General features: G+C 44.4%; 27 protein-coding genes, 1 pseudogene and 1 riboswitch. Of the genes and pseudogenes, 16 read left to right on the top strand and 12 right to left on the bottom strand.

Going from position 1 to position 26,201, the window contains the following annotated elements:
• The first annotated feature begins 244 nt into the window (after window positions 1-244).
• Window positions 245-1,693 carry an NAD(P)/FAD-dependent oxidoreductase gene (locus LSG31_RS19260; RefSeq protein WP_430734213.1) on the top strand — a complete coding sequence of 483 codons (1,449 nt, stop codon included), beginning with the start codon at window positions 245-247 and terminating at the stop codon, window positions 1,691-1,693.
• A 33-nt stretch (window positions 1,694-1,726) separates the two neighbouring features.
• Here the strand turns inward: LSG31_RS19260 and LSG31_RS19255 are convergent, their stop codons facing one another.
• Together LSG31_RS19255 and LSG31_RS19250 are read right to left on the bottom strand one after the other, a co-directional pair.
• Window positions 1,727-2,287: a hypothetical protein gene (locus tag LSG31_RS19255; RefSeq protein WP_347436657.1), complete on the bottom strand. Its 561-nt coding sequence runs from the start codon at window positions 2,285-2,287 to the stop codon at window positions 1,727-1,729.
• A gap of 21 nt (window positions 2,288-2,308) precedes the next feature.
• Window positions 2,309-2,509: a hypothetical protein gene (locus tag LSG31_RS19250; RefSeq protein ID WP_347436656.1), complete on the bottom strand. Its 201-nt coding sequence runs from the start codon at window positions 2,507-2,509 to the stop codon at window positions 2,309-2,311.
• Window positions 2,510-2,771: 262 nt separating this feature from the next.
• Between LSG31_RS19250 and LSG31_RS19245 the strand changes: the two genes are divergently transcribed.
• Entirely contained in the window at window positions 2,772-3,842 is a 1,071-nt protein-coding gene (locus LSG31_RS19245; RefSeq protein WP_347436655.1) for a gluzincin family metallopeptidase, read from the top strand.
• Window positions 3,843-3,907: 65 nt separating this feature from the next.
• Here LSG31_RS19245 and LSG31_RS19240 read toward each other — a convergent pair whose 3' ends face one another.
• From LSG31_RS19240 to LSG31_RS19220, 5 genes are all read right to left on the bottom strand, one after another.
• Entirely contained in the window at window positions 3,908-4,099 is a 192-nt protein-coding gene (locus LSG31_RS19240) for an aspartyl-phosphate phosphatase Spo0E family protein (RefSeq protein ID WP_347436654.1), read from the bottom strand.
• A 337-nt stretch (window positions 4,100-4,436) separates the two neighbouring features.
• Window positions 4,437-5,645 (bottom strand): cation:proton antiporter, encoded by a 1,209-nt coding sequence (locus tag LSG31_RS19235; protein ID WP_347436653.1) that lies wholly within the window; start codon window positions 5,643-5,645, stop codon window positions 4,437-4,439.
• Window positions 5,646-5,860: 215 nt separating this feature from the next.
• Window positions 5,861-6,793, bottom strand: coding sequence for an SPFH domain-containing protein (locus LSG31_RS19230; protein ID WP_347436652.1), 933 nt, complete (start codon window positions 6,791-6,793; stop codon window positions 5,861-5,863).
• 29 nt (window positions 6,794-6,822) lie between these two features.
• Window positions 6,823-7,257, bottom strand: coding sequence for an NfeD family protein (locus LSG31_RS19225; RefSeq protein WP_347436651.1), 435 nt, complete (start codon window positions 7,255-7,257; stop codon window positions 6,823-6,825).
• A gap of 28 nt (window positions 7,258-7,285) precedes the next feature.
• A complete protein-coding gene (locus LSG31_RS19220; protein ID WP_347436650.1) occupies window positions 7,286-7,528 on the bottom strand; it encodes an HAD hydrolase-like protein in 243 nt (80 codons plus the stop codon).
• A 306-nt stretch (window positions 7,529-7,834) separates the two neighbouring features.
• On the opposite strand from LSG31_RS19220, the gene LSG31_RS19215 reads away from it, so the two are divergent.
• The 3 genes from LSG31_RS19215 (at window position 7,835) to mnmA (ending at window position 10,998) form a co-directional block, all read left to right on the top strand.
• On the top strand, window positions 7,835-9,319 hold the full coding sequence (locus LSG31_RS19215) for a putative bifunctional diguanylate cyclase/phosphodiesterase (protein WP_347436649.1): 1,485 nt from the start codon (window positions 7,835-7,837) through the stop codon (window positions 9,317-9,319).
• Between the two features lie 210 nt (window positions 9,320-9,529).
• On the top strand, window positions 9,530-9,910 hold the full coding sequence (locus LSG31_RS19210) for a DUF423 domain-containing protein (RefSeq protein WP_347439568.1): 381 nt from the start codon (window positions 9,530-9,532) through the stop codon (window positions 9,908-9,910).
• A complete protein-coding gene (gene mnmA, locus LSG31_RS19205) occupies window positions 9,910-10,998 on the top strand; it encodes a tRNA 2-thiouridine(34) synthase MnmA (protein ID WP_347436648.1) in 1,089 nt (362 codons plus the stop codon). Before LSG31_RS19210 ends, mnmA begins: the two co-directional genes overlap by 1 nt.
• 148 nt (window positions 10,999-11,146) lie before the next feature.
• On the opposite strand, the gene LSG31_RS19200 is transcribed toward mnmA, so the two are convergent.
• Window positions 11,147-12,769, bottom strand: coding sequence for a long-chain fatty acid--CoA ligase (locus LSG31_RS19200; protein WP_347436647.1), 1,623 nt, complete (start codon window positions 12,767-12,769; stop codon window positions 11,147-11,149).
• A gap of 142 nt (window positions 12,770-12,911) precedes the next feature.
• Between LSG31_RS19200 and LSG31_RS19195 the strand changes: the two are divergent.
• Window positions 12,912-13,145, top strand: a pseudogene (locus LSG31_RS19195) (acyl-CoA dehydrogenase family protein); the annotation flags it as partial.
• 89 nt (window positions 13,146-13,234) lie between these two features.
• Here LSG31_RS19195 and LSG31_RS19190 read toward each other — a convergent pair.
• Window positions 13,235-13,915 carry a sulfite oxidase-like oxidoreductase gene (locus tag LSG31_RS19190; protein WP_347436646.1) on the bottom strand — a complete coding sequence of 227 codons (681 nt, stop codon included), beginning with the start codon at window positions 13,913-13,915 and terminating at the stop codon, window positions 13,235-13,237.
• 235 nt (window positions 13,916-14,150) lie between these two features.
• Between LSG31_RS19190 and LSG31_RS19185 the strand changes: the two genes are divergently transcribed.
• On the top strand, window positions 14,151-14,426 hold the full coding sequence (locus LSG31_RS19185) for a hypothetical protein (protein WP_347436645.1): 276 nt from the start codon (window positions 14,151-14,153) through the stop codon (window positions 14,424-14,426).
• Between the two features lie 231 nt (window positions 14,427-14,657).
• On the opposite strand, the gene LSG31_RS19180 is transcribed toward LSG31_RS19185, so the two are convergent.
• Complete coding sequence (locus tag LSG31_RS19180) at window positions 14,658-15,647, bottom strand: inorganic phosphate transporter (protein ID WP_347436644.1); 990 nt, start codon at window positions 15,645-15,647, stop codon at window positions 14,658-14,660.
• 9 nt (window positions 15,648-15,656) lie between these two features.
• A complete protein-coding gene (locus tag LSG31_RS19175; RefSeq protein WP_347436643.1) occupies window positions 15,657-16,271 on the bottom strand; it encodes a DUF47 domain-containing protein in 615 nt (204 codons plus the stop codon).
• A 342-nt stretch (window positions 16,272-16,613) separates the two neighbouring features.
• On the opposite strand from LSG31_RS19175, the gene cyoE reads away from it, so the two are divergent.
• The 4 genes from cyoE (at window position 16,614) to LSG31_RS19155 (ending at window position 21,252) form a co-directional block, all read left to right on the top strand.
• Window positions 16,614-17,561 carry a heme o synthase gene (gene cyoE, locus LSG31_RS19170; protein WP_347436642.1) on the top strand — a complete coding sequence of 316 codons (948 nt, stop codon included), beginning with the start codon at window positions 16,614-16,616 and terminating at the stop codon, window positions 17,559-17,561.
• A 76-nt stretch (window positions 17,562-17,637) separates the two neighbouring features.
• A complete protein-coding gene (locus tag LSG31_RS19165) occupies window positions 17,638-19,008 on the top strand; it encodes a dipeptidase (RefSeq protein ID WP_347436641.1) in 1,371 nt (456 codons plus the stop codon).
• Between the two features lie 74 nt (window positions 19,009-19,082).
• A riboswitch (cyclic di-AMP (ydaO/yuaA leader) is annotated at window positions 19,083-19,254 on the top strand.
• A 7-nt stretch (window positions 19,255-19,261) separates the two neighbouring features.
• The gene (locus LSG31_RS19160; RefSeq protein ID WP_347436640.1) at window positions 19,262-20,086 is read left to right on the top strand and encodes a LysM peptidoglycan-binding domain-containing protein; all 825 of its coding nucleotides are present in this window, start codon (window positions 19,262-19,264) and stop codon (window positions 20,084-20,086) included.
• 275 nt (window positions 20,087-20,361) lie between these two features.
• On the top strand, window positions 20,362-21,252 hold the full coding sequence (locus LSG31_RS19155) for an NAD(P)-dependent oxidoreductase (RefSeq protein ID WP_347436639.1): 891 nt from the start codon (window positions 20,362-20,364) through the stop codon (window positions 21,250-21,252).
• 154 nt (window positions 21,253-21,406) lie between these two features.
• On the opposite strand, the gene LSG31_RS19150 is transcribed toward LSG31_RS19155, so the two are convergent.
• Window positions 21,407-21,850, bottom strand: coding sequence for a peptidylprolyl isomerase (locus LSG31_RS19150; protein ID WP_347436638.1), 444 nt, complete (start codon window positions 21,848-21,850; stop codon window positions 21,407-21,409).
• 209 nt (window positions 21,851-22,059) lie between these two features.
• Between LSG31_RS19150 and LSG31_RS19145 the strand changes: the two genes are divergently transcribed.
• From LSG31_RS19145 to LSG31_RS19125, 5 genes are all read left to right on the top strand, one after another.
• Complete coding sequence (locus LSG31_RS19145) at window positions 22,060-22,290, top strand: hypothetical protein (protein ID WP_347436637.1); 231 nt, start codon at window positions 22,060-22,062, stop codon at window positions 22,288-22,290.
• A 38-nt stretch (window positions 22,291-22,328) separates the two neighbouring features.
• Window positions 22,329-24,302, top strand: a complete 1,974-nt coding sequence (locus LSG31_RS19140; protein WP_347436636.1) for a YjhG/YagF family D-xylonate dehydratase — start codon at window positions 22,329-22,331, stop codon at window positions 24,300-24,302.
• 305 nt (window positions 24,303-24,607) lie between these two features.
• Entirely contained in the window at window positions 24,608-24,838 is a 231-nt protein-coding gene (locus LSG31_RS19135) for a hypothetical protein (RefSeq protein ID WP_347436635.1), read from the top strand.
• A complete protein-coding gene (locus LSG31_RS19130; RefSeq protein ID WP_347436634.1) occupies window positions 24,825-25,397 on the top strand; it encodes a DUF6036 family nucleotidyltransferase in 573 nt (190 codons plus the stop codon). Before LSG31_RS19135 ends, LSG31_RS19130 begins: the two co-directional genes overlap by 14 nt.
• Before the next feature lie 98 nt (window positions 25,398-25,495).
• Window positions 25,496-26,140 carry a fumarylacetoacetate hydrolase family protein gene (locus LSG31_RS19125; RefSeq protein WP_347436633.1) on the top strand — a complete coding sequence of 215 codons (645 nt, stop codon included), beginning with the start codon at window positions 25,496-25,498 and terminating at the stop codon, window positions 26,138-26,140.
• The last annotated feature ends 61 nt before the right edge of the window (window positions 26,141-26,201 follow it).

Raw genomic sequence — 26,201 nt, 5'->3', positions numbered from 1 at the left:
ACCATGCATGTATTCATTAAAAAGACCACTCTGTCCATTATAATAGAAAATTATAAAATATCCAGTGGATATTCCTGTTGACATAATCAAAACTATAGGATTTTATTTTTCTTTTTGAGTAAATACGAATGATTTAATTGTATAAATACATAAAGTTCGTATTTGACTTTGCATATTTCGACTGTTAGAATTTATAAAGGGGAAATAGTGGATTAAATACGAACATTATAAGGAGATGAACACAATGCGGTATGATGTTGTGATCGTCGGTGCCGGACCCAGCGGTATATTTGCTGCTTATGAATTGACGAAGCTAAAACCGGAATTGAAAGTAGTATTGATTGACAAAGGCCATGATATAAAACATAGAAATTGCCCGATTCTTGAAGAAAAAATTGAGAAATGTCCCCCGGCAACAAAGAAAAAAGAATATGCAGGATGTTTGCCGGCCTGTTCGATTACAGCAGGTTGGGGTGGGGCCGGTGCATATAGTGACGGAAAATTTAACCTGACGACAGAATTTGGCGGCTGGATGACCGATTTTCTGGCACCTTCCCGGGTTTTAGAGCTGATCGAATATGCAGACTCGATCAATCTGGCTCATGGCGCGACAGATGTGATTACAGACCCTACCACACATGAAGTGGCGCAGATTGAACGGCAGGCGGCTGCAGCCGGACTTAAATTGTTGAAAGCCCGCGTTCGCCATTTGGGTACGGAAGAAAATATAAAAATTTTGAAAAATATCTACGAAACATTAGAAAATAAAATGGAGTTTCGTTTCCGCACATATGTGGAGGACTTGATCGTAGAGACAATAGAAGGTACAAATGACAAACGTCCAAACTACCGGATTACAGGTGTACGCTTGAAAAACGGCGAAGAAGTGTTTGCGGATTCCGTCATTATTGGCCCAGGCCGTGATGGTTCCGAATGGTTGGCCAAAATGTTAAAGCGATACGGCGTAAGCATGTTTAATAACCAAGTAGACATCGGAGTACGTGTCGAAACATCCGATGTCATTATGCAAGAGATCAACAAACATCTGTATGAAGCGAAATTTATTTTTAATACGAGCGTGGGGACAAGAGTCAGAACATTCTGTTCCAATCCGAGCGGCCACGTTGTCGTTGAAAACCACTCCGGCGTCATGACTGCAAATGGCCACTCCTATAAGGATCCGGCATTGGGAAGCAAAAATACGAATTTTGCATTGCTCGTCTCCCATACGTTCACAGAGCCATTTGACAAGCCGATTGAATACGCCAAAGAGATTAGCCGCCGTGCCAATGATTTATCAAATGGATCTGTAATCGTTCAGAAATATGGGGACATTCTGAAAGGTCGCCGATCCACGGTAAAGCGATTGCAGGAAGGATTTATTGAGCCCACTCTCAAGGAAGCAGTACCGGGAGACATTGGACTTGTGTTGCCATACAATACGATGAAGTCCTTGATTGAAATGATGGATGCCCTCGACAAAGTTACACCTGGCATTGCTTCAGAACATACGTTGTTTTATGGCGTAGAAGCGAAATTTTATAGTGCGAGACCTCGACTGAACGACAAGTTTGAAACGGACATTCAAGGATTGTTTACCGTTGGGGACGGAGCTGGGATTACTCGCGGATTGGCGCAAGCTTCTGCAGCAGGAATCCATGTGGCGAGGCATATTTGTTCAAAGCAATCGTAATGGATGATTCATGCCATTGGCTAGAGCCATTTGCTATAGCCAATGGCTCTTTACATACGATGCGATATCCCGGATTGTCTCGATTAATGCGGAGAATTCGTCTATGTGCGATTCGTTGATTTTTTGCATAAATGTCAATTCGATCACCGATCCGGTATGCGGATGGAGCAGTTGGTCGGAATGTGAGTGATCTGTTGCGACAATCGAAGGGTAGCATGTAATGGTTTTATATTGAATGTGGACAGAATATTCCCATTGGGCGAGAAACGATTGATGTGTACATGCAAGCTTGGCTTCATCCAAGACGCAATTGTCCATTTGCAATATCACTTGCATGATACAGCCAGGTCGTTCATCCGCAACGGCTTTCAGAAGCTCTGTGGCAAAGTCTTTTAATTCGCTGGAAAGATGAATCGAGATTTGAATCTCCGGCAAACTGACATAGAACATTTGCATTTGGAATGATCGACGGAAACTTGCCAGATCAAGCCAATCATTCCTGCCAAGCAAATGAATCATGCCATTCCGTTCCTGATCATATAATTCTCCTTCCAGTACAATTTTCAAATTATCAAAAATGGTCGGATCAAACATTGTGTATATATGCCAACATGTTTAGTCGTTTGCATGCAGATTGAGCCCTGATTCCATGGCTGTCATCTTTACGGCGTCTTCCCAGGTCGGGTAATAGGCGAGTGCCTGTTCTAAAAGCTTTGGATGAGAATATTTAACTTCCTCTATATGTAAGGATTCACCATTTTTTTGCAACTGTTTGATTTGTGCAAGTAATTCTCGTGCCGACAACTGTTGTTTCATCTGCATCTCTCCTGATTCCAATGGTTTTTCGAATGATTTCAATGATTGTCATGAAGGAAATGTCCGATCATGACTGAAAAATCCTGTTGGCGTATCCCTTTTTACAATTTCCAGGTTTCTATAAAATTATGTGAAAAAAATTAGGAAAAATGGCGGAATTGCTCGCAACTTCTAGGAATCTTGTTATAATACGTAATAACCTTGTTCGTGTATGCGTACTCGATCAGGTATTGTTTCAAATGCAGGCATAGGGGAGAGGAATATGAAAGGGATTCTGCTGACAGGTTTACTGACACTCACTCCAGTATTTGGACATTCTACGCTTCAAACCTCAAACTCGTTGCATGACACATATGTGTCAAACGTACATGTGCAGGCAGATTCAGGTGTTCAACAACTGGAGCGACAATTGCTGCGAGACATGTCTTCGATCGATCAATTGTTTCAATCCAATCAACCGGATCTTACAAATGTTTTGCAACAGATGAATCAAATATTTAATGATGCGAATCTGCTGAACAAACAACTGCTTGATCAGACGGTTGTTCGTCGTGCAGGTATTCACCGTTTGCCGCGGCAGCACCTGAATCGTCAGATCGCGGTTGGCGGAATCCAACTGTCTGCCGGCGATCGAAATGTAACAAATACGCAATTAAAAGCCGCTGCTAATCTCGTTAAAACCATTTCCATCCCCATCCTTACGCAAACGATTGGGGCGAGCCCGGCAGGAAAAACACATATCGTCTTGTTTTCCAGTCAGGATTCCTATGGAAATGCTTTGCTGCAAGCAGGAATTCGGCAAAATCAGTTGCCGAATATCGTTTCGGAAACAGGTGGGTTGACAGTTGGCTCCGATATTTGGATTCCTTTATACAATTTGCAAGATGAATCGGATTTGGCAAACGTGCTTACGCATGAATTGACACATGTAGTGATCAATCAAAAGCGGCTGGGCGATGTTTTGCCGACCTGGATCAATGAAGGAATCGCTTGGCATGACGGATTGCTTGCACAAGCAAAATTGTCATCGCAAGTTGTGCAAAATGAGTTTGGAATGTACGATCAGCAGTTGCAGCAAGCAGCGGCTCAAGGGCAATTGCTGCCATTGACCGCAAGCGAAACTGATATTTTGCAGGCTGGTTATAATGTGGAGTGGGAAGATTATTTGGCTGTACGTCATTTGCTGCAAACATATGGAAGCCAAACATTTCAATCGTTTCTCAACGATATCCCGAAATACGGCGTAGATCAGAGTTTTTTTAGCCACTATAAAATGTCCAAAGCGGATTATGAGAAAAGTTATTATCAAAAACTCGACAATGGTCAAATGTAAATATGGATCCTATTAGAAATAAACAAGCAGGTGGCTGTGCTACCTGCTTGTTTATTTCAAGGATTTTAATGAGCGAAGTGGTATTTGTTGTGTTGAAACTGTGTCATTTTCATCCGTTGTAGTTTAACAATACAGACATCTAACATCTGGCTGACGGCAATGACTTTCGCATCGCCAAGATCATGTGTTTGATTGGCCAATTCCATCATATACACTCGTAATGATTCCACAACATGTTCCAAAACCACTTCTTCCATCTCCTAAAATCCTCCAACATTTTCAGTTTCCATCAACAATTGACAGTATACGACCAATTTTAAAATCGGGCAATGTATATTTATCGACAATTATTTTAATGAAATTGCTTACAAATGATAATTGAATGGAATTTTGTCGTAATTTGAAATGAAAGCGGACACAGAGAGGAATTTGTTTCCGATAAATACAAAAATTCCATGTAATTCTTCCATATGAACCGCATGAGATTTTTTATGATATGATGAAAATAGTCAAACAGCAGATACAGCTTGACTATATAAAAAACGCATCAAAAGCGATCGTCTATCAATCCCATCGTTAATCATGCCGGCAATCTTATTCGCTTGTAAATGTTTTTTGCAGCATGACAAACGCAATGGGAGATAGGGTGCAAGTCAGAATCGCGACAATAATCATTGCTTCATAGATGGTTGTTGAGACAATTCCTAAATGAAGTCCAATCGAACATGCGACAATTACCAGTGTCAAACGGGAAGATAAAAGGACACCACCTGCGACTACATTTCGAAATCCAAAAAAACGTCCAAACCACAAGGTCGGTAAAAATTTCACTGCGTATGCTGACAAAAGCAGAAACGGGATCCAGGAAAGAGCGGCAGAGTCATGCAAAAATGCTCGCAGATGAAACTGCATGCCGACCATAATGAAAAATATGGGGATTAAAAAACTGTAGCCGATCAGTTCAAGCTGGATCCGTAAGCGGTTATGTTCACCCAATCGAAAACAGGAAAATAAAATTCCTGCTAAAAAACTGCCCAAGAGCGATTCGGCGCCGACGAAGTCTGTTACAATGCCGAACAATCCCAACAATGCCAGAGATGCTTGGATTTTTACTGTCGGGTTCGGAGTTATATACTTGTCCCATAAAGATGTTTGGCGGATTCGCTGGATCATCAAATAGAGTATAATAAAAAAGGGAAGCAACAAACCGACATAGAGTTGGCGAATGTGCCAGCCGCTTTGATAAATATCGGCTGCAATGGAGATGGCCAGCATTGTCAACAAATCCGCAAGAAAAGCTGCAGTCAATAAAGTTTGTCCATACTGTGAGCGAATAAGCTTCATTTCTTTTAAGACCGGCAAAATGATTCCTAAGGAAGTTGTTGATAGAATCAGCATCATCATCCATGCTTGTACATGCGGATCCATCTGTTGCACAATTCTTGCAATTAGGTATGATAAAAAAGCGGTAGAAACGAACATCATGCAGCCGATGACCAAAGGTTTTCCGTCATGTGTGTCAGTTCTGCCCGAATCGGAACGTATGTCAAACATTTTCACGTCCACCTCCAATCCGGATAAAAACATGAGATAAAACAATCCGAAATGGCTGATTCCATTTAGCCAGTGTAAATCGGAAGTAGAAAATGACAGAAAACCGCTGTTGTTGAGAATCATCCCCAAAAAAATATAGGCGATTACCGTAGGAATTTTTAATAGCGGAAGTTTGGAAGCAAGAAATTGAAAGCAAAAGGACAGAAATAGAATCCAAAATAACGGAACAAGAGAATTCTGCCAAGCCATAGGGTATCCTCCGAATGAAAAATCGTAATCTATTACACATGTACAAAGTCGAGATTGGACAACATGTTGTAGTATATGTGGCGGATCGGGAGGGAATTCCCGTATCTGACAGGCAACAAAAAAAACCGCCTTTTTTTGTGGGAAATATCCCTGGAAAGAGGCGGTTTCATGCTTCTTATCTTTGCGTCTTCACGCTTGCTAACTTTCTCGATTGATTATTTTTTGCTTTCTTCAAATACCTTTGCGATGGCCCCAACCGATCCAAGTGTCTTGACAACATCTGTAGGCAGAAAAATGGTGGATGCTTGGCCGTTTGCCATATCGGAGAGCGCCTCAAAAGATTTATAGGCAAGCACTTTTTCGTCAAGACCGGCCGCCCGCAATGCTTCAATACGGGCTTTTTCCGCTTCCGCCACATGCCGAATCGCTTGTGCCCGGCCTAATGCCTGCAATTCTTGCGATTTTTGATTTGCTTCTGCTTCCAGGATTTGTCGTTGTTTTTCTGCTTCTGCCGCTAATACGACTGCCGAACGCTGTGCTTCTGCACGCAACACGATTGCTTGCTTTTCCCCTTCCGCCTGCAAAATGCTGGCCCGCTTTTCCCGTTCTGCCCGCATTTGCTTTTCCATGGAATTTTGAATATCGTTGGGTATGTCCAATTGCAGGATCTCTACCCGATCGATACGTACACCCCATTTTTCCGATGCGTCATCAAGAGATTGCCGCAAATCCGCCTGAATCCGATCCCGATTCGATAGAATTTCATCCAATTCCAGCTTTCCGATAGTCGCACGCAAAGCAGAAGCGACAATATTATGAATCCCTTGCACGTAGTTGGCAATTCCGTATGTCGCCAATTTGGGGTCGACGACGGTGAAAAATGTCGCCAACTCAACTCCCACTGCCACGTTGTCCCGTGTAATCACCGATTGGGATGGCACAACTTCTTGCTGCATTCGCAAATCATGACGAATGCGTACCGCATCAATGACGGGAATGATCACGTTGACACCAGGGTTCAACACTTTGTAAAACTTGCCTAGGCGTTCGACAATCGCTACTGTTTGTTGAGGGATGATGCGAATGCCTTTTGCAATCAAGAAGATGATCAAAATCAGAAGAATGATACCTACGATTAAGCCTGCCATATGATTCAACCTCCTAGCGGAATGTACCTTCACTCTATGGACGGTTTAACAATTACTTTTGTTACATGAACGCTTTCAACGATCACTTTCGAACCAGCGGGAATCGATTCCTCCGCCATTGCGGTCCAGAGCTCCGAATCGATTTTTACCAAGCCTCCGGATCCGGGCAGGATATCGCGGACGACAAAGCCGGTTTTATTTACGAGGTCCTGTGGGGTGATCGCAACCGCTTCTTGCTCATTGTTCGAAAAGATTCGCCACTTTCGAATATAGGGCAGTAAAAATACATACTCAAGGAATGCAATGATACAAAATAAAACCGTTTGGATAAGAATCGATCCGGTGAATAAGGAACTAAACATGGAACATACGCCTGCAATGGAAAGCAGGAGCATATAAAACGTTCCAAGATGCATTTCCAATAGAACAAATAACCCGGAAAGAGAAAGCCATATCATCCACATGGCGGAAAAGCCTCCCCAGTTTTTAAAATCATCTGACTAACTGCCCGTGCAAATCAGCTACTGTTTTCACAAGACAAGTAGGCTTCGCTGCCTCTAATTCAGCAATCGGGCCATACCCATAAGCGACTGCAATGGAGTGGATTCCCAATTCGGATGCACCCAGGATATCAAATTTTCGGTCGCCAATCATGACAACGTTCTTTGCTGCAATCGTTGGAAAGGCATGTAATACGTATTGAAAGTAGTCATTCCAGTCTCCTTTTCGATGCAAGAGTATTGTATCTATCTTACCATATTCGCATTCATTGAAGTCAGGTTGGCACAATATATTTCCCGCTTGCCAAAGCTGGAGCGTTCGCTGCGGTTAGCGAATTGGGCAACAAATTCAATCAGAATTTCTTTAATCAGGCGTAATACGAAAAAATATGTTGCAATACTCGGAAATATTTCCAGCAAATTTATAGCTGAGCCAATAATTTCTATAATCAGTGAAATTTTTGCAGGAAAATTGTGAAATGCTGTCGAATAGTGTTGAAACAGAATTTAAAAACGTATCGAAAATCATGAGGTGCATATTTTGAATCGGCAGACAACTATAAAATTGACTACAATCTATGTGATTCATTTGGCCGTTTGTTTCGTACTATTGGGTGTCACACGAATTGTATCTTCTATATTTTCGGAAATTCTTGCAGCAATTTTGATTTCAGCTGTCGGTACAGGTGTGGTCTATTCGTTTTTCGATCGACATAAAGAAGGAACAATTGAGCAGTATGATCCACTGACTGGATTGCCTGGCAAACATTTGTTTTATCAACATTTGCAGCAGGAATTGTCAGATACTGCAAGCAAAGATTCAAAATGTGCCATTTTTTACCTGAATATAGACCGCTTTAAAAATGTCAACGATTCTCTTGGCCGCAAGGTTGCCAACATGCTATTGCAGGCAGTGGCGAAGCGCCTGACATCTCTTGAAAGCATCGGCGAAACGGTGTCCAGACACGGCGGCGATGAATTTGTCTTTTTTTTAAAGAACACGAATGATTCCAAATATGGAAGCTCGATCGCACAAACGATCCTCGACTTGCTTTCCCTGCCCTTTTTAATTGAAGGTCATGAACTTTATATCACGGCAAGCATCGGGATCAGCCGCTTTCCATTTGATGGCGAAACAGCCGAACAATTGCTGCAATATGCGGAAACGGCGATGTATCAGGTAAAGACGCAAGGAAAGAACAATTATCAGTTTTATTCCGCATCCCTAAGTGAAAATGTCGCCGAACGGATGGAATTGGAAAACAGTCTTCGTAACGCTTTAAAAAAAGAAGAGTTTTTCTTGAGTTACCAGCCGAAAGTGGATATCAAGACGAATCAGGTGATCGGCATGGAAGCATTGCTGCGTTGGAACCATGGGAAATTGGGAATGATTTCACCGGCGAAATTTATCCCCATTGCGGAAGAATCAGGCCTCATCGTTCCCATTGGCGAATGGGTCTTGCGGATGGCCTGCAAACAAAACAAGGATTGGCAGGATGCAGGATTTCCGCCTCTTCGGGTTGCCGTCAATTTATCCGCCCGGCAGTTTCAGAAAAAGAATCTGGTCGAAGTGATTTCGAAGATTTTGGCAGAGACGGGTTTGGAGCCGCGTTGGCTGGAAGTCGAAGTGACAGAGAGCATTTTAATGCAGAACATGGAATTTACTGTTTCGATTTTACAGCAGTTGCAAGCCATCGGGATTCATATATCCATTGATGATTTCGGCACCGGCTATTCTTCCTTGAATTATTTGAAACGGTTTCCGATCAACAGCTTGAAAATTGATCAGTCGTTTGTTCAAGATATCGCGACAGATCCGGATGATGCGGCGATTGTGACGGCTGTCATTTCGTTGGCACACCATATGAAATTAAAAGTGATTGCGGAAGGTGTGGAGACAGAAGGCCAGCTGGAGTTCTTGCGCATGCGCAATTGTGACGATATGCAAGGATATTATTTTAGCAAGCCGTTAAAAGCGGAAGAGTTTACAAAGCTTCTGGAATCTTCAAAGGAAATCATTGCCTGATCATGTACAATGAAAATCACTGGTATATGGATGACAGCCTTTGCCGAGCCGGGTGGAAGGCTGTATTTGCATATTGTTTGCATTATAAAGTAAAACGCGTAAAATAAAACAATGGAGTTTTAATAAAAAGCAGTTTAAAAAATGACAGACGGTTTTGGCCGTGTGGAGACAGGCGGAACCGATTCGATAAGGAGAGAACATAGAGAACATATGGATAAAACATTTATTGTACTAGGCAGCTTGCTATTATTTTTGGGTGTCGCTTTTGGTGCGTTTGGTGCGCATATTTTAAAATCAAAACTATCGGCCGACATGCTGAACGTCTTTGAAACAGGTGTGCACTATCATATGATTCATGCGCTTGGATTGTTGCTTGTGGCTTTGTTCGCAGATAAGTTCCCGCATGCCGGAGTGTGGATCGGTTGGTCCGGCTGGTCACTATTTGCAGGCATCCTGCTTTTTTCCGGCAGCCTCTATGCATTGAGCATTACTGGCATTCGGATGCTTGGAATCATTACACCCTTTGGCGGTGTTGCGTTTTTAATCGGCTGGATATGTCTTGCAGTCGCTGCTCTTAAAGGAGGGGCATAATGAATCGCAATCCGCAAGAAACACGCGTTGTCGTCGGTATGTCCGGGGGTGTCGACTCATCTGTGACAGCGTGGCTGTTGAAGCAGCAAGGGTATGATGTCGTCGGAGTTTTCATGAAAAATTGGGATGACACAGATGATACGGGATACTGCTCTGCCACGGAAGATTTTCACGATGTGAGAAAAGTATGTGAGCAGATTGGCATTCCTTATTATACGGTCAATTTTGAAAAACAGTATATGGAGCGAGTCTTTCAGTATTTTCTGGATGAATACAAAAAAGGCAGAACACCAAATCCGGATGTGATGTGCAATAAAGAAATCAAATTTAAGGAATTTCTAAACTTTGCCCTCGATATCGAAGCTGACTATATTGCAACAGGGCATTATGCACAAGTCGCCGAACGAAATGGTGAATATGTGTTGATTCGGGGGGCAGATGCCAATAAAGATCAGACGTATTTCTTGAATCAGTTGGGACAGCACCAGTTATCCAAAACACTGTTTCCGATCGGGCATCTCAGCAAACCGCAAGTCCGCGAGCTGGCAGCACAGGCAAATCTCGCAACAGCACATAAAAAAGACAGTACGGGGATTTGTTTTATCGGCGAACGGGATTTTAAAGAGTTTTTAAGTCATTACTTGCCTGCACAGCCGGGGGAAATTCGCACGTTGGCAGGGGAAGTCGTCGGCAAGCATGACGGACTCATGTATTATACATTAGGCCAAAGAAAAGGATTGGGTCTCGGCGGGGCAGGAGAACCCTGGTTTGTCGTCACAAAAGACCTGAAACATAATATCCTGTATGTCGAACGCGGGGAGGATCACCCCAGCTTGTATTCGGATGGATTGTTTGCCACAGACTTCAATTGGGTCAGCGGAAAACCGCCCGCAGCGGAATTCGCCTGTACTGCCAAGTTTCGGTATCGGCAGGCGGATCAGGGTGTACATGTCACAGTCAACCCGGACCAGACTTGTATAATACGGTTTGACAAGAAGCAAAAAGCGATTACACCGGGACAAGCTGTCGTACTGTATCAAGGCGAGCTTTGTCTTGGCGGCGGTACCATTGATCGTATCGATCAATAAAGAGTTTTTTGCAGGAGTTTTTACAAGCAAGTGGACAAAAAGCACAACTCCGCTGCCGCATGGAACTACCATGCCGACAGTGGAGTTGTGCTTTGCTTGATCGGCTTCAATCGTTTGCTCTGTATTCTCTGTACTCCGTCAGACTTGTTTACTCCGCAGAATTGTCGTAGTACTGTCGAAGCTGATCCCGCAATGCGCGTTTTAAAAATTTCCCGACGGACGTTTTCGGGATTTCCTCAAGGAAAAGTACATCGTCGGGAATCCACCATTTTGCAAATTTTCCTTGCAAAACATTCAGCAATTCTAGTTTCTCTACTTTATTTTTGAAGCCTTCTTTTAAAACCACACAAGCAATGGGACGCTCTTGCCATTTGGGGTGGGGGATGCCAATAACGGCTGCTTCGAAGACGGCCGGATGTGCCATGAGCGTATTTTCCAGCTCGACAGTCGATATCCATTCACCGCCGCTTTTGACCAGATCTTTTGTCCGATCCATGATCTTTACATAGCCTTCTTCATCGATCGTTCCTATATCCCCGGTATGCAGCCACCCATCCACAAAGGCATCTTGGCTTCGATCATCTTGATAATATGCATCGGCAATCCAGTTTCCGCGGAAGCATAGCTCTCCCATCTCTTGGCCGTCCCATTTGACTGCACCGGATTTTCCGAGGATTTTCATTTCGATCCCTGGAACCAACAATCCTTGTTTGGAACGGATATCCAGTTTTTGTGAATCTGTCAATGTTTGATGATAGGATTTTAAACGGGATACAAGAGCGACTGGCGTTGTTTCTGTCATTCCGTATGCATGTATAAAAGGAATACCGAATTTTTGTTCAAATGTTTCGATTAATGCCCGGGGAGCAGCGGAACCTCCGCACAGGATCGCGCGTAAACTGGAAATATCAGCGTTTGTTTGTTCCAATACTTGTGCCACACCGAGCCAAACGGTTGGAACTCCGGCAGCGACGGTTACATGTTCACGGGCAATTAATTCGACCAGAATCGTTGGCGTAGGCGCCGGCCCCGGCAATACTTGCCGAGCACCAAACCAGACGGAAGCAAAAGGCATTCCCCAAGCGTTTACATGAAACATCGGCACTACGGGAAGAATTGAATCCGTTTCGGAAATTCCACACGAATCTACGAGGCCCAAACACATGCTGTGCAGGTATATGCCGCGATGGGAATAGATGACGCCTTTTGGATTGCCGGTCGTTGCAGACGTATAGCACATTCCTAAGGGAGCGTTTTCATCAAGATCATCCGGATATAGAAAATCAGGATCTCCCTCTTTCAGCAATGCTTCATAGGAATAAACGGGATGCAATGTAGTTGCAGGAATTGTGTCAAGATCGGATAATATGATATACGCGTCAACGGTTGGCAACTCGGATTGCATGGATTCGATGATTGGTATCAAATCTTCATCGATGATAAGAATTTTATCTCCTGCATGGTTGATAATGTAACGTATGTGTTCGCGGGATAAACGCAAGTTGATCGTATGCAATACTGCGCCCATGCATGGTATTGCAAAATATGCTTCCAAGTGCCTGTGGTCATTCCAGGCTAATGTACCGACATGGTCACCGCGTTTGACTCCCAATTTGCGCAGTATGCTGGATAATTGACGAGTGCGCTTTGCATATTCTCTGTATGTATAGCGAAACATGCCATGTTTCGTACGGGAGATGATTTCTTTCTTTGGAAACAAGGTTTCCGCACGAAAAAGGAAGGATGGTAATGTTAACGGTACCTGCATCATACTAGATCTCCTCGCTTTACAGGAATGGAAAATCGAATCATAATACAATGTTTTTAGTAGATTACACCTCTATCCTCTAACGAACGTTCGGTTTTCATATACGATTTATTATAAAGGAAATTTCGTTTAGGGGGAACGTTGTATGTCACATTTTTATTTCAAAAATGAACATAAAATGTTTCGAAATACGTTTCGAAAATTCTTGGAAAAAGAAGCCGTTCCTTACTATGATACATGGGAAGAAACGAGAGAAATCCCAAGATCATTTTGGCGCAAGTTGGAAGAACAGGGGTACTTATGTCCGGATGTGGATGAAACATATGGAGGTGCGGGCGCCGATTGGGCGTATTCGGTTATTATCAACGAAGAATTGGAGCTGTAATCGGATGCTTGTTCACAACTGGCGGTCGTTCTTACCAATGCTGATTGCGCCGGAAAGAAACGACCGCCCATTTTCCCCCGGCTTTACTCGGCTGGCTGGCTGTTTTTGCGGCGTCTCATTTCTTCCCGGACACGAGCTTTTATGGTGCGGTAATATTCCTCTGAATTCACCCCGGTATCATACCATTCCGGATCGTCTCGAAATCGTTGTTCCGTCCAAGGATCCGCATAGAGATGATACCCCCGTTCTTCCCAAAAACCGGGAACATCGTGATCCAAAAATTCAATGCCGCGCACCCATTTTGCGCTTTTCCAAAAATAAAGATGTGGCACTACCAGCCGTAACGGCCAGCCATGTTGGGGTGTCAACGGCTTTCCGTCATGGGAATGGGCAAACAGTACGTGATCTCCTAATAAATCTTCAAGAGGCAGGTTTGTCGTCCAACCCTCTTCTGCATGAATCAAAACGAATTTTGCCGCTGGCGACACATTGGCGAGCTTCATCAGATCTCGAAACAGCACACCGTCCCAGACGTTGTCAAGCCTGGACCAAGTGGTAACACAATGGATGTCGCAAAGGATGCGGGATTGGGGCAGTGCCAGAAAGCGATTCCAGTCGAGAATGATTTCTTTTTCAACGAGACCGGATATTTTAAAATTCCATGCAGCCAAATCTACGTTTGGTACATCGCCTGCATGCAGAACCGGAAATTTTTCCGTCAGGAATTGACCGGGCGGGATTCGATCTTTTAAATGTTTTGTCATGTATGTACCCCCTATGAATGTACAGCGGTTTCGAGTGTCCGCTGGTACTTGCTTGATACATATTTATTGTAAAGGGAAAGTGTGGAACGATCAATCATGGAGATATTGCGGATTTCTTCTGTCACATTACATATAAAAATCGAGCGAGTTTATGAAAAATAGATACATGCTGATGGCTCCTATCTTTCCCTGCACATAAAGTATAACGAAGATATGTATGAAGGGAGGATGCGATATGGCTCTCACTGCTGGACATTTTCAACCCTATCTTGGCCGTCCGATTGTTGTTCATTCTTCCTATGGAATGCACACAGGCATATTACATGAAATCCGTCCGGATGGAATTGTTTTAAGAAATGCCCGGATGGTGCAAACAAGCAGCGCACAAGGAATGGTTGAAGCGCAAACGGCCGACCGACCGGATTCCTTGCAGGCGGAAGAAGCGTTTTGGCCATTTTTCTTTTTACCATTTTTGGCGCTTGCAGCATTTTCACCTTGGTTTTGGTGGTAGCAAGTTCTTTCTGGTATGTGCTTGCAGCAGAGAAATCAGCTCCGAAAGAAGGAGTTCACATTTGTGTGAACTCCTTGTATAAGAGCAGCTTTCCTTTATCATTCTGCAATCATTCTGCAATCATTCTGACTATCATTTTGACTATCATTTTGACGCCTTCGATTCTTTGCTTACACGATTTCATCCATTTTTCTGGATTTAAAAACTCCTTCATCCGAGTACCGCAAGACTTTATTGAAAAGCGGCGCATAGTTTGTATACAAAGCCAGCCAATATGGCGGTGATCGGCAATGTTATCACCCATGCGATGACAATCCTGCCGGCCATCCCCCATTTTACAGCGCGCAAGCCTTTTGCCGTGCCTACGCCCATAATCGATGAAGAAATCACATGTGTGGTGCTTAAAGGGCGGTGCAAAAGTGTAGAAATAATGATTACCAAGGACGAGGACAAGTCTGCCGAAAAACCATTGATGGGCTCCAATTTCATAATTTTCGTGCCGACTGTCTGGATAATTCTCCAGCCGCCAACGGAAGTCCCTAACCCCATCGCTACGGCAGCCAGTACTTTGACCCAGAGAGGGATGCTCAAATCGTGCTGAAAACCACCTGCAACAAGAGCGAACGTAATGATTCCCATCGTTTTTTGCGCATCGTTTGTACCATGCGAAAACGCTTGAAATGCGGCAGAGAGCACTTGCAAGCTGCGGAAAATCTTGTTTACTTTGCGCGGAGGAAAATTGGCGAATGCCATCTGCAAAATATTCATTAAAATGTATCCTACGATAAAAGCGATAATCGGGGATACAATCAGATATTCGATAATGGATATAAAGCCTGCAAAATTGACAGCTTGTACGCCTGCTGCCGAAATTACCGCGCCGGCAAGAGAACCGATTAATGCGTGGGAAGACGAACTTGGGATACCGAAGTACCAGGTAATCAGGTTCCAGGCAATAGCAGAAATGAGAGCGGCCAGGACGACGATCATGCCATTATGTATTTTTAGAGGATCTGCGATACTTCCGCCAATTGTTTTCGCGACACCGGAAAACATGAGTGCGCCTAACAAGTTTAAGAGAGCGGCAAGTATGATGGCTGTTCTGGGCGTCAGAGCCTTTGTCGATAAAGAAGTGGCAATTGCGTTTGCCGTATCGTGAAATCCATTGCTAAAATCAAAAAATAGGCCGAGCACAACAATGATTAAAATCAGTGTAATCATACGATCCCCTTATGCATTCGTCATTACGACAGATTCCAGTACATTCGCCACGTCTTCGCAGGAATCTGTAACGTCTTCTAAAATTTCATAAATTTCTTTGATTTTAATAAGAACAATGGGATCCTTTTCGCGCTTGAACAATGATTTGATCCCGTTTCGCAGCAATTGATCGCCTTCTTCTTCCAGTGCGTTTACGGCGACGCAGTATTGATGGATATCGTTTGTCCGTCTGCTTTGCAATGCGGAGAATGCCGACAGGAGTTGGGCAATTGTGCGTTCGATATTGGTAGCAAATGATTTCATGATGGTGTCGACTTGCGTGATGTCATATAGGTCAAATCGGCTTGCACAAGCTTCAATTCCATCCATCACATCATCAATTTTCGACGCAAGTGCAAGAATATCCTCGCGATCGATCGGTGTCAAATACGTTGCATTTAAAGCGGCGATAATCGCATGTGTTTTTTCATCCGCTTTCCGTTCCAATTCTTTCATTGCGATTGCAAATTCGCTTCCCTGGATTTCTCCAGCATAGAATGCCTCACGAAATTTGACAGAGCTTTCATACAAATGCTTGACCGCATCGACAAGCATATCAAAAAAATGAGATTGTTTTTTGAACATTTGACTGCCTCCTGAAACCACAAAAAATGGAGTGTGGTTTGTGTACAGATATCTTTTACCTTGAACATTATAAACTAGGATTGATTGTGTTTGCACAAAAAAATCAAAGATATTTACAAATTCTTAATGATACATGTGATTGAAATGTAAGAAAAACGTGAAAATAAATTCACAGACGTCAGGCAATCTTTATACGTATACTAAAAATATCCATATACTCGCATCCTTCATGCATCACAGGCATGTTTTCATAGATTTGCAACGGTTTGTTTTTGCGCTATTTTGCAGGAACGTATCGATTCTGTACATCTGTGTGTCGTCACGAGCGAAAGGGGAAAAATCATGGAACACCCTGTATCTGTTCAAACATTAAATGAAACGCGAGCTGAAACAGCAGCGATGGCGGCTGTCGAAACAACTGTTTCGAAGAAATTCGGGGGCTGGCAAGAGTACATAGGCGTGACAAAAGTCGGCATCACCGGTGCAAATCTCTTTACCACGTTTGTCGGACTTTGGTTGGCGAGCCGTGGTCACTTGCAAGTGGATACGTTGTCGTATACGTGCCTTGGGTCTGCGTTGGTCATTGCCGGAGCGTGCGCGCTCAACAATTATATCGATCGCGATATTGACCGACGGATGGAACGAACGAGAAAACGGGCATTGGTACAGGGGCGCCTGGAAGCGAAAGCTGTCTTATGGCTTGGGATTGTGCTCGTTCTATCGGGCTTGCTGGCATTGGCAACGTTAACGACTATAATGGCAAGCATTTGGGGATTGATTGGCGTATTTACATATGTATGCATCTATACGATGTGGTTAAAACGTTCCAGCCCGCTAAGTACGGCGATCGGCGGAATTGCCGGTGCAGCGCCGCCTGTGATCGGCTGGACTGCTGTGACCGGGCAGGTAAGCTGGACTGCCATGGCTGTTTTTGCTTTTCTATTTCTTTGGCAGCCGCCGCATTTCTATGCTCTTGCCATGAAGCGCACGGAAGAGTATCGCAATGCCGGGATTCCGCTGGTGCCTGTAGTCCATGGATTCGAAATAACCAAACGGAAAATTTTGCAGTGGACCATTGTGATGGTTCCGGAGACGCTGCTGTTTTATTTTCTGCATGTGGCAGGGAGCGTGTATGGGATCACCGCTGTTGTATTGGGATTTTTGTATATTGTTTACGCACGGATTGGCCTAACCGGGACGGATGATGTTGCATGGGCAAAACGGATGTTCCGCTATTCCCTCATTTATATGAATGCATTGTTTCTTGTCATGATTTTTGACTTGGTATAGCCGCAACGTTTATTTTCTGATTGCGCAACATGTATAATTTGGATGTACACATATGGAAGGAAAGGGAGAGTTACATATGACACAATTTGAACAATACTTCACACAACGGCGTGAAGAACATTTGGCAGAACTGAAGGAATTGTTGCAAATTCCCAGCATCAGCGCTTTATCGGATCATAAACATGACATTCGGCATGCGGCGGAATGGATCGCAGCAGCTTTACAGTCAATCGGCATGTCAAAAGTTGAAGTGATGCAGACGAAAGGCAACCCTGTCGTCTATGCAGAATGGTTGGGTGCAAAGGACAAACCGACGGCTTTGATTTATGGACATTACGATGTACAACCGGTCGATCCGCTGCATCTTTGGACAACGCCGCCTTTTGAACCGGCGATTCGGGACGGGAAACTATATGCCCGTGGATCCAGTGATGACAAAGGCCAAACGTTTATGCATATCAAAGCGTTGCAAGCATTTATGCAAACAACCGGTACATTGCCTGTCAATGTGAAGTTTTGTATTGAAGGGGAAGAGGAAATCGGCAGCCCGCATCTGGAAGAATTCGTAGAAACGCACAAAGAGTTGTTGCAAGCGGATGTCCTGGTCATTTCCGATACCACGATGTATGAACGGGGCAGGCCTGCCATCTGCTATGGCCTGCGTGGATTATGCGCCTTGCAAATCGATGTGAAAGCTGCAAAAGGAGACCTGCATTCAGGCATCTATGGCGGAGGTGTGCCAAACTCCATACACGCCCTGGTGGAACTGCTCGCTTCCATGCATGACGGCAATGGACGCGTAACGGTGGAAGGTTTTTATGATCAGGTGAAACCGTTGACAGAGGAGGAGCGCGAGGCGTTTCAAGCACTTGGCTATGATGATGTCAAAGCCGCAGCCGAATTGGGATTGCAGGAGTTGTTTGGTGAAGCGGGCTATTCAACCCTTGAACGCATGTGGGCGCGGCCGACGCTGGAGATTAACGGGATTTACGGCGGATTCCAGGGAGAAGGTACGAAAACGGTGATTCCATCGGAGGCACATGCGAAAATTACCTGCCGATTGGTATCCGAGCAAAATCCTGATGATATTTTGGATCGCTTGGAAGCACATATCCGGAAACATACGCCAAAAGGAGTAACTATAAACGTTACGCGACAAGACAAAGGACGGCCATTTGTTACGCCGTATGATCATCCGCTGATTCAAGCAGCCGCACGGGCCTATGAAAAAGGGTATGGCGTCACTCCAGTCTTCACTCGCATGGGTGGATCTGTGCCGATCGTTGAAACCTTTGGCCGCTTGTTGCATGTGCCTGTCGTACTAATGGGGTTCGGCTTGCCAGATGAAAATTTCCATGCACCGGATGAACATTTTCATCTTGAGAATTTTGACAAAGGATTGCTAACGATTTGCCACTATTGGGAAGAAATTTCGAATTTGAAATAACAACTTCTCGTACTGATACAATAACTGGCAAGGGAACCAATATCTTTGCCTTTTTGCCAAATAGTTTCCGTGTTACTCTATTCATGCCAAATCTTCTTTAAAAACCGTTTGTAAAGAAGAGCGGGGGAATTCTTTACAGAATGTATACATACACATTCTCACATTGGGGTGAATCACAGACTGTGTAGGGGTGTATCCTCAACCCGAACCCGTCAGCTAACCTCGTCGGCAAATAAAAGGAGAGAGAACTAGGGTGTTAAAAAAACTGTTGGCAATTGGATTAGGGATCTCATGTATCGCTTTCGGCGGACAAGCGTTTGCCGCAACCTATCAAATACATGCAAATGATACGCTCTGGAAACTTTCCCAGACATTTCATGTCAGCGTTTCCGAATTGCAAAAAGCAAACCCAGGCATTGATCCGGAAAATTTGCAAACAGGACAATCGATTCAAATCCCCGGTTATACGACGTATACGGCAACAGATACGGATACATTTTGGACGATTGCACAATCCTATCATGTTCCTGTAAGTGATTTGCTTGCAGCAAATCCAACGGTTGATCCGTCAAACATATACGCAGGACTCGCACTTAACATTCCGGCGGCGCCGAATACCGCGGCAAGTGGACAAGCAGTGGCGCAAGCAACGGCTTCTGCAGCGGCAATGCAATCGGCTGCAGCCACAAGTGGTCAAACGGCGAATGCAAGTACAGGACAAAACGTGGCAACGGCTGCAAACGGACAAACGTTCCAGTACTCGCAAGAAATAAGCGCGAAGGCCACCGCATATACGGCTTCTGCCGCATCAAACGGTTCATGGGGAGCTGTTGATTATTTTGGCAATCCCCTGAAATTAGGAACGGTTGCCGTGGATCCGTCAGTGATTCCCCTTGGCTCCAAACTGTATATCACAGGGTATTCTTTTAATGGATTGCCGACAGGAGGCATGTTCGCTACTGCTTCTGATGTCGGCGGCGGAATTCAAGGGAACCATATTGACATGTTCATCCCTACATCGGATGCGAATGCAAGCAATTTCGGAATTCAAAATGTAAAAGTGTATATCGTAAAATAGACAATTGATAAACAAGGGAATCCAGTGTGCCTGCCGAAAAACAGGCGGCTGGATTTTTTTGTTTTTGAATGGTGAATTTTCGCGAGATTGTATATCTTTAACAGCGAATCTTTTATAATGGAAAGAGAAGATGACTCTTTGTCCAAATGGTTTGCAAAGGAAAAACATGTTGATTTGAAAACGCTTGAATTTCGGGTGTATCTTAAACGGTAAATCATTCGAAATCCATCTGTATCATTCTAGCAACCATCGGAAATAGGGGGAGGTAGTACGTTGTGAAACGAATCGGATTTATCGGATTGGGGATCATGGGTGAACCAATGGCTGTCAATCTGCTGAACGCCGGCTATGAGTTATCTGTCTACAATCGCACCAGAGCAAAGGCGGAAGAACTAGTCAAGAAAGGCGCTAACAGATGCGACTTTCCTGCAGATGTCGCTCGGCAGTCGGAAGTCGTGTTTACAATGCTTACGGCAGATACGGCAGTGGAAGAAGTAGTATTTGGAAATCGGGGAATTTTGGAGGGGGCGTCAGCAGGTCTCATAGTGATTGATTGCAGTACGATTTCTCCTAATACGAGCCAAAAGATTTATGAAGCTCTTGGCAAGATCGGAGTGGATATGCTGGACGCTCCGGTGACAGGAAGCAAGCCACAGGCAACGGAAGGCAATTTGACATTTATGGTGGGCGGCAAGAAAGAAGTGTATGAAACATGTTTGCCATTGTTTGAAACGATGGGAAAAGCTGCATATTATATGGGTGAAAGCGGTGCCGGTTCCTATACAAAGCTGGCCAACAATACGATGGGAGCCATCAATTTGTTGTCACTTGTCGAAGGGATGATGATCGCGACAAAAGCAGGAGTGGATCCGGAATTGTTTGTAAAAGTCGTAAGCGGCGGCGGTGCTCGCAGCGGTATGACAGATAACAAATCGCCTAAAATTATCAACCGGGATTTTCAACCGGATTTTGCAACTGCATTAATGTATAAAGACATGAAGCTGGCTACTCAGCTGGCAGAGCAGTTGAATATCCCGGTGCCGGTATTGTCCACCGTCAAACAACTTCTGCAAATGGCTACGGCAAATGGCTACGGCTTTGAAGATGTGAGTTCCGTCGTGAAATGTTATGAAGAATGGGCAGATATTGTTGTGCAGAAGCGATAGAAGAGTAGAAGAGTCACAAAGAGGTTGTGCTAAAAATGTATTTGTAGTATAGCAATTCGTACAGTATAGCGAATGACTCCAAAAAGTAGGTTAGTAAAATAATCACCTCAATCCGCATGAAAGCGGAGAGAGGTGATTTTGTTTTGTCCAGATTTTACTCTTCATCCCAAACTTTGACTTCTTTCATCTTGTCGCCTTGTTTAATTTGATCGATGTATTCCACGCCTTCTACTACTTTGCCAAAGGTTGTATGTACGCCATCGAGATGGGCGGTGGATTTGCGGTCATGAACGATAAAAAATTGCGAACCGCCCGTGTCCTTACCCGCATGCGCCATTGATAAAATACCGCGTTCATGCTTGATCGGATTGTCCACCGTTTCACATTTAATGGTATATCCTGGCCCGCCCGTGCCAGTTCCTCTCGGACAGCCGCCTTGTGCCACAAAGCCAGGAATGACACGATGGAACGTCAACCCGTTATAAAATCCTTCATTCGCCAATTTCTCAAAGTTTGCAACTGTTCCAGGAGCGTATTCAGGATAAAATTCAATCACCAGTTTGTTCCCGTTTTCCAGTTCAATACTGCCTTTTTTCATTTCAATACCTCCATTATGTAAGAATCCGTTTTATTGTACTACAGAAAAGTCAAATGAGGAAATTTTGACGTCCTATGCTGGGTACGTGTGGACAAGTGTTAGGCATTTGTTAGTGTTGCCAACAGGAATCATATCGAAGTGATGCGGTTTTTGTGTGAAACTTTTGTTTTTTGTAGTAGAATCAAATGAGGAGAATGGAGCGTGAAACTATGTCGGAACAGTTGTTACAGCAAATTCCTGAGAAATTGAATCAACTAGAAGCAGGACAAAAGCGTATCGAATCATATATGGAAACACGTTTTGAAGACATTGCTTTACGTTTAGATTCATTTGAAAGGGGTTACATTTCAACGCGGATGGAACCCAAAATCCAGCAAACATCAATTTTCACAAACTTGCTATTACAAGCAAAGAAAGATGGGTCTTTTGTTTCACAGTGAAAACATGCGTAAATGATCGATGAAAGATGTGATAAAAAATGAGCGAACAGATTCATTATATTATGGGTGAAGGCCGGGACGAATTATACAACGTGCAAACAAATGCCCCAGGTCCGCAGGGTTCTCTGCCATTAACGCCGGACATGCTTCTGAATCTCCCGAGCGGCGATCTCTTCGGGTTGTCGCAAAATGTCGGCATGGGTTGGAAACCTGGCGAATTAAACGGAAAGCAAATTCTGATTCTCAGCACGCAAGGCGGTATACGAGCCGAAGACGGTTCGCCGATTGCATTAGGCTATCATACCGGGCACTGGGAAGTCGGCATACTCATGAAAGCGGCTGCAATGGAAATTCGGAAAAGAGGCGGCATTCCATTCGCCGGATATGTCAGCGACCCATGTGACGGAAGATCCCAAGGCACGACCGGGATGTTTGATTCGCTGCCTTACCGAAACGATGCGGCCATCGTCCAAAGAAGGCTGATTCGTTCTTTGCCTACCAGGAAAGCTGTCATGGGTGTAGCGACATGTGATAAAGGGCTGCCTGCAACGATGGTTGCCTTAGCGGGCATGCATGATCTCCCGTGTATTGTTGTTCCGGGCGGAGTCACATTGCCGCCGACAAGCGGTGAAGATGCGGGAAAAGTTCAAACAATTGGCGCCAGATACGCGAATTCGGAAATCACATTGGAGCAAGCTGCCGATTTTGGTTGTCGAGCATGCGCTACACCAGGCGGCGGCTGTCAATTTTTAGGGACGGCGGGTACTTCACAAGTGGTTGCTGAAGCACTCGGTATGGCATTGCCGCATTCCGCATTGGCGCCGTCCGGCCAACCCATTTGGGAAGAACTGGCCCGCCAGTCAGCCCGCGCTTTGATAAAATTGGAGTCTAACGGCATGACCATGAAGGATATTTTGACGGATGCAGCGATCCGAAATGCCATGATACTGCATGCGGCTTTCGGAGGATCCACCAACTTGCTGCTTCATATCCCGGCGGTCGCATATGCTGCGGGCTGCAGTTTGCCGACGGTAAATGACTGGATTCAAGTGAACAGGGAAGTGCCGCGCCTCGTAAGTGTTTTGCCGAATGGGCCGATCTATCATCCGACGGTTTTGGCATTCTTGGCTGGCGGGGTACCGGAAGTCATGCTGCATTTACGCCTTTTGGGTGTCTTGGATGAATCCGTCAAGACGGTCACCGGCGAAACTTTGGGCATCGTATTGGATTGGTGGGAATCCTCCGAACGCAGATACAATGTAAGAAAATATTTGAAGGAAGTAGAAGGGGTGGATCCGGACACTGTGATCATGAGTCCGGATCAAGCCAAACGCATGGGTCTTACCTCTACTGTCACATTCCCGACCGGTAATATTGCTCCTGAAGGTTCTGTCATTAAATCGACATCCATTGATCCGACTGTAGTGGATGATGACGGAATCTATCGCCATACAGGCAAAGCGAAAGTATTTACGACAGAGCGTGCTGCAATAAAGGCGATTAAAGACGGCCAAATTGTAAAGGGTGACATCATGGTATTGATGGGTCGTGGGCCTTCCGGGACAGGTATGGAAGAAACGTATCAGCTCACCTCTGCACTAAAGTACCTTCCATTCGGCAAATATGTAACTCTGATTACAGATGCGCGTTTCTCCGGAGTATCTACCGGTGCATGTATCGGCCACATCGGTCCGGAAGGATTGGCAGGCGGCCCGATTGGCAAACTGCGGGATGGCGATGTAATAGAAGTAATCATCGACCGCAACAACTTGACAGGTAGTGTCAACTTTATCGGTGAAGGCGATAAAACGTTTCGTCCGGAAGAGGGAGCCGCGATTCTCGCGAACCGTACACCCCACCCGGGATTGCAGCCGGATCCGGACCTTCCGGATGATACTCGCCTTTGGGCCGCACTGCAATCGGCAAGCGGCGGCACCTGGAGGGGAAGCATTTACGACGTCGATCGTATCATAACGGTTCTCGAAGCCGGCAAAAAGGCACTGGGATTGTAGTCTGGTTTAGCTATTGTATGCTATTTAATTCAGGCATATCGTTCTGCATGTTGATAGATGAGATGCTTGATTCTGCATGAAAAATACTAATAAGGTAATAAATGTTATGTATTCCTTTCCACTCATCCCAAAATGCTTTTCCAAATCAAACGTCAAAACCATATGTTTATGATACGATACCGGCATGGCAAAGGATGATTTTTGTATATAACCAAAAAGGAAAAGAGTGAATACAGGTGCTGCATCCGTCTTTTCATGCTTTTGGAGTATAATTATTTAAAACTTGGAAGTGAGGAATTATTCCAATGAAAGAACTCTCGATCGACGATTTGAATGAATGGATCGAATCCAAAAAAAATCATGTGGATCGTACTCTTTTAAACCTAAAGTCAGAGCGCACCATAAGAACCCGCACAAGAGATGCGGGAGAGTCCCGAATTTTGGATCGTTTATGCAAAAAAAAATTTGAACAAGCGTTGGTTTCGGGAAAAGTAAGAATTATAAACTCTAAGGAGTGGTATTATGAAGCGGATTGACCAAGCTAAGGAAGAACTTAAGCGCCTTCAGGGAAAATCCAAATTAGAATCCATGCTTGGAGTCGCAAGCATATTTACGGAATTAACGGAAGAACAACAAGGGATTCACCCGATTGTGGTCGGAGGACTGGCTGTTGAGATTTATACAAAAGAAGCCTATGCAACGTGGGACATTGACATGGTGTTTAGCAATTATCCTTTAGCAAATGAACTTTTGCTTGCGTTGGGTTTTCATAAAGAAGGAAGACATTGGTACCATGAAGGCTTGAGCGTTTCCGTTGAAATACCAGGAGATCAGCTTGAGGAAGCTGATTATAATCGTGTGTTAAAGCTGAATTTATCCAATGGACGGCATGTATACATGATTGGCGTAGAGGACATTATTTTGGATCGTTTGCGAGCTTGTAAACACTGGAAGTCAACGAGCGATTGTGAATGGGGATTGCGATTGTTTCAAACACATCGGGAACGTCTCGACATTCCATATCTTCAGCAACAATCGAAAGCGGATCTTACGGAAGACATCTTGCAATCTTGGCTATCCGAACCAATTATTTAGAAATAAAATAAAGTGTAAGTGCCGGGCAGACTGCCTAAAGATTCGCTTCTCGAAAAAAGAGAAACACTGATATAATACGGATGGAGGTGCACAAGCAGATGGAACAAGGATATCAATCATTTTCCAATGTGAAAAACATTTATTGTGTCGGACGGAATTTCGGTCTTCATGCAAAGGAATTAGGAAATGCGATTCCGGAGCAGCCGATGATTTTTACAAAACCGACACATGCAATTGCACAAGCGGATGGTACCATCCCTTTTTTTAAAACATTGGGTGAAATCCATCATGAGGTGGAAATCGTCCTTTGGGTCTGCCGTACATATCAACCGGGTATGCGTCTTCAAGAACTTGTAAACGCTTTTACCATTGGCATTGATTTTACAGCGAGAGATATTCAGAGTGTCTTGAAAGCGAAAGGACATCCGTGGGTCTTGTCAAAAGGATTTCCCAATTCAGCAGTTTTGGCTCCTTTTCGCCCCGTCGATGATGCAACATCCTTGCAGTCCGTATCCTTCGGTTTGCGAAAAAATGGAGTGGTTGTACAACATGGAACACCTGCCGAAATGATTTTTGATTTTCAAACAATTCTCGACTATATCGGAACAAATCTTGGACTCTCGGAAGGGGATATTATTTTCACCGGCACACCTGCCGGCGTTGGACCAATTGCCGATCAAGAGGTTCTGGAACTTCTTTTGAATGAAGAAGGAATCGGCAAATGTCAGGTGTCCCTTGCATAAAAATTTCTTGCAATAAGAATCTTTAAGTTTTAAACTGCATCGTTTCAGAATGATGCCGTTT

The organism is Fodinisporobacter ferrooxydans, assembly GCF_022818495.1.
GTDB lineage: Bacteria > Bacillota > Bacilli > Tumebacillales > MYW30-H2 > Fodinisporobacter > Fodinisporobacter ferrooxydans.
The sequence above is the reverse complement of the archived record's forward strand: the minus strand, read 5'-3'. Positions and strand labels throughout refer to the sequence as shown.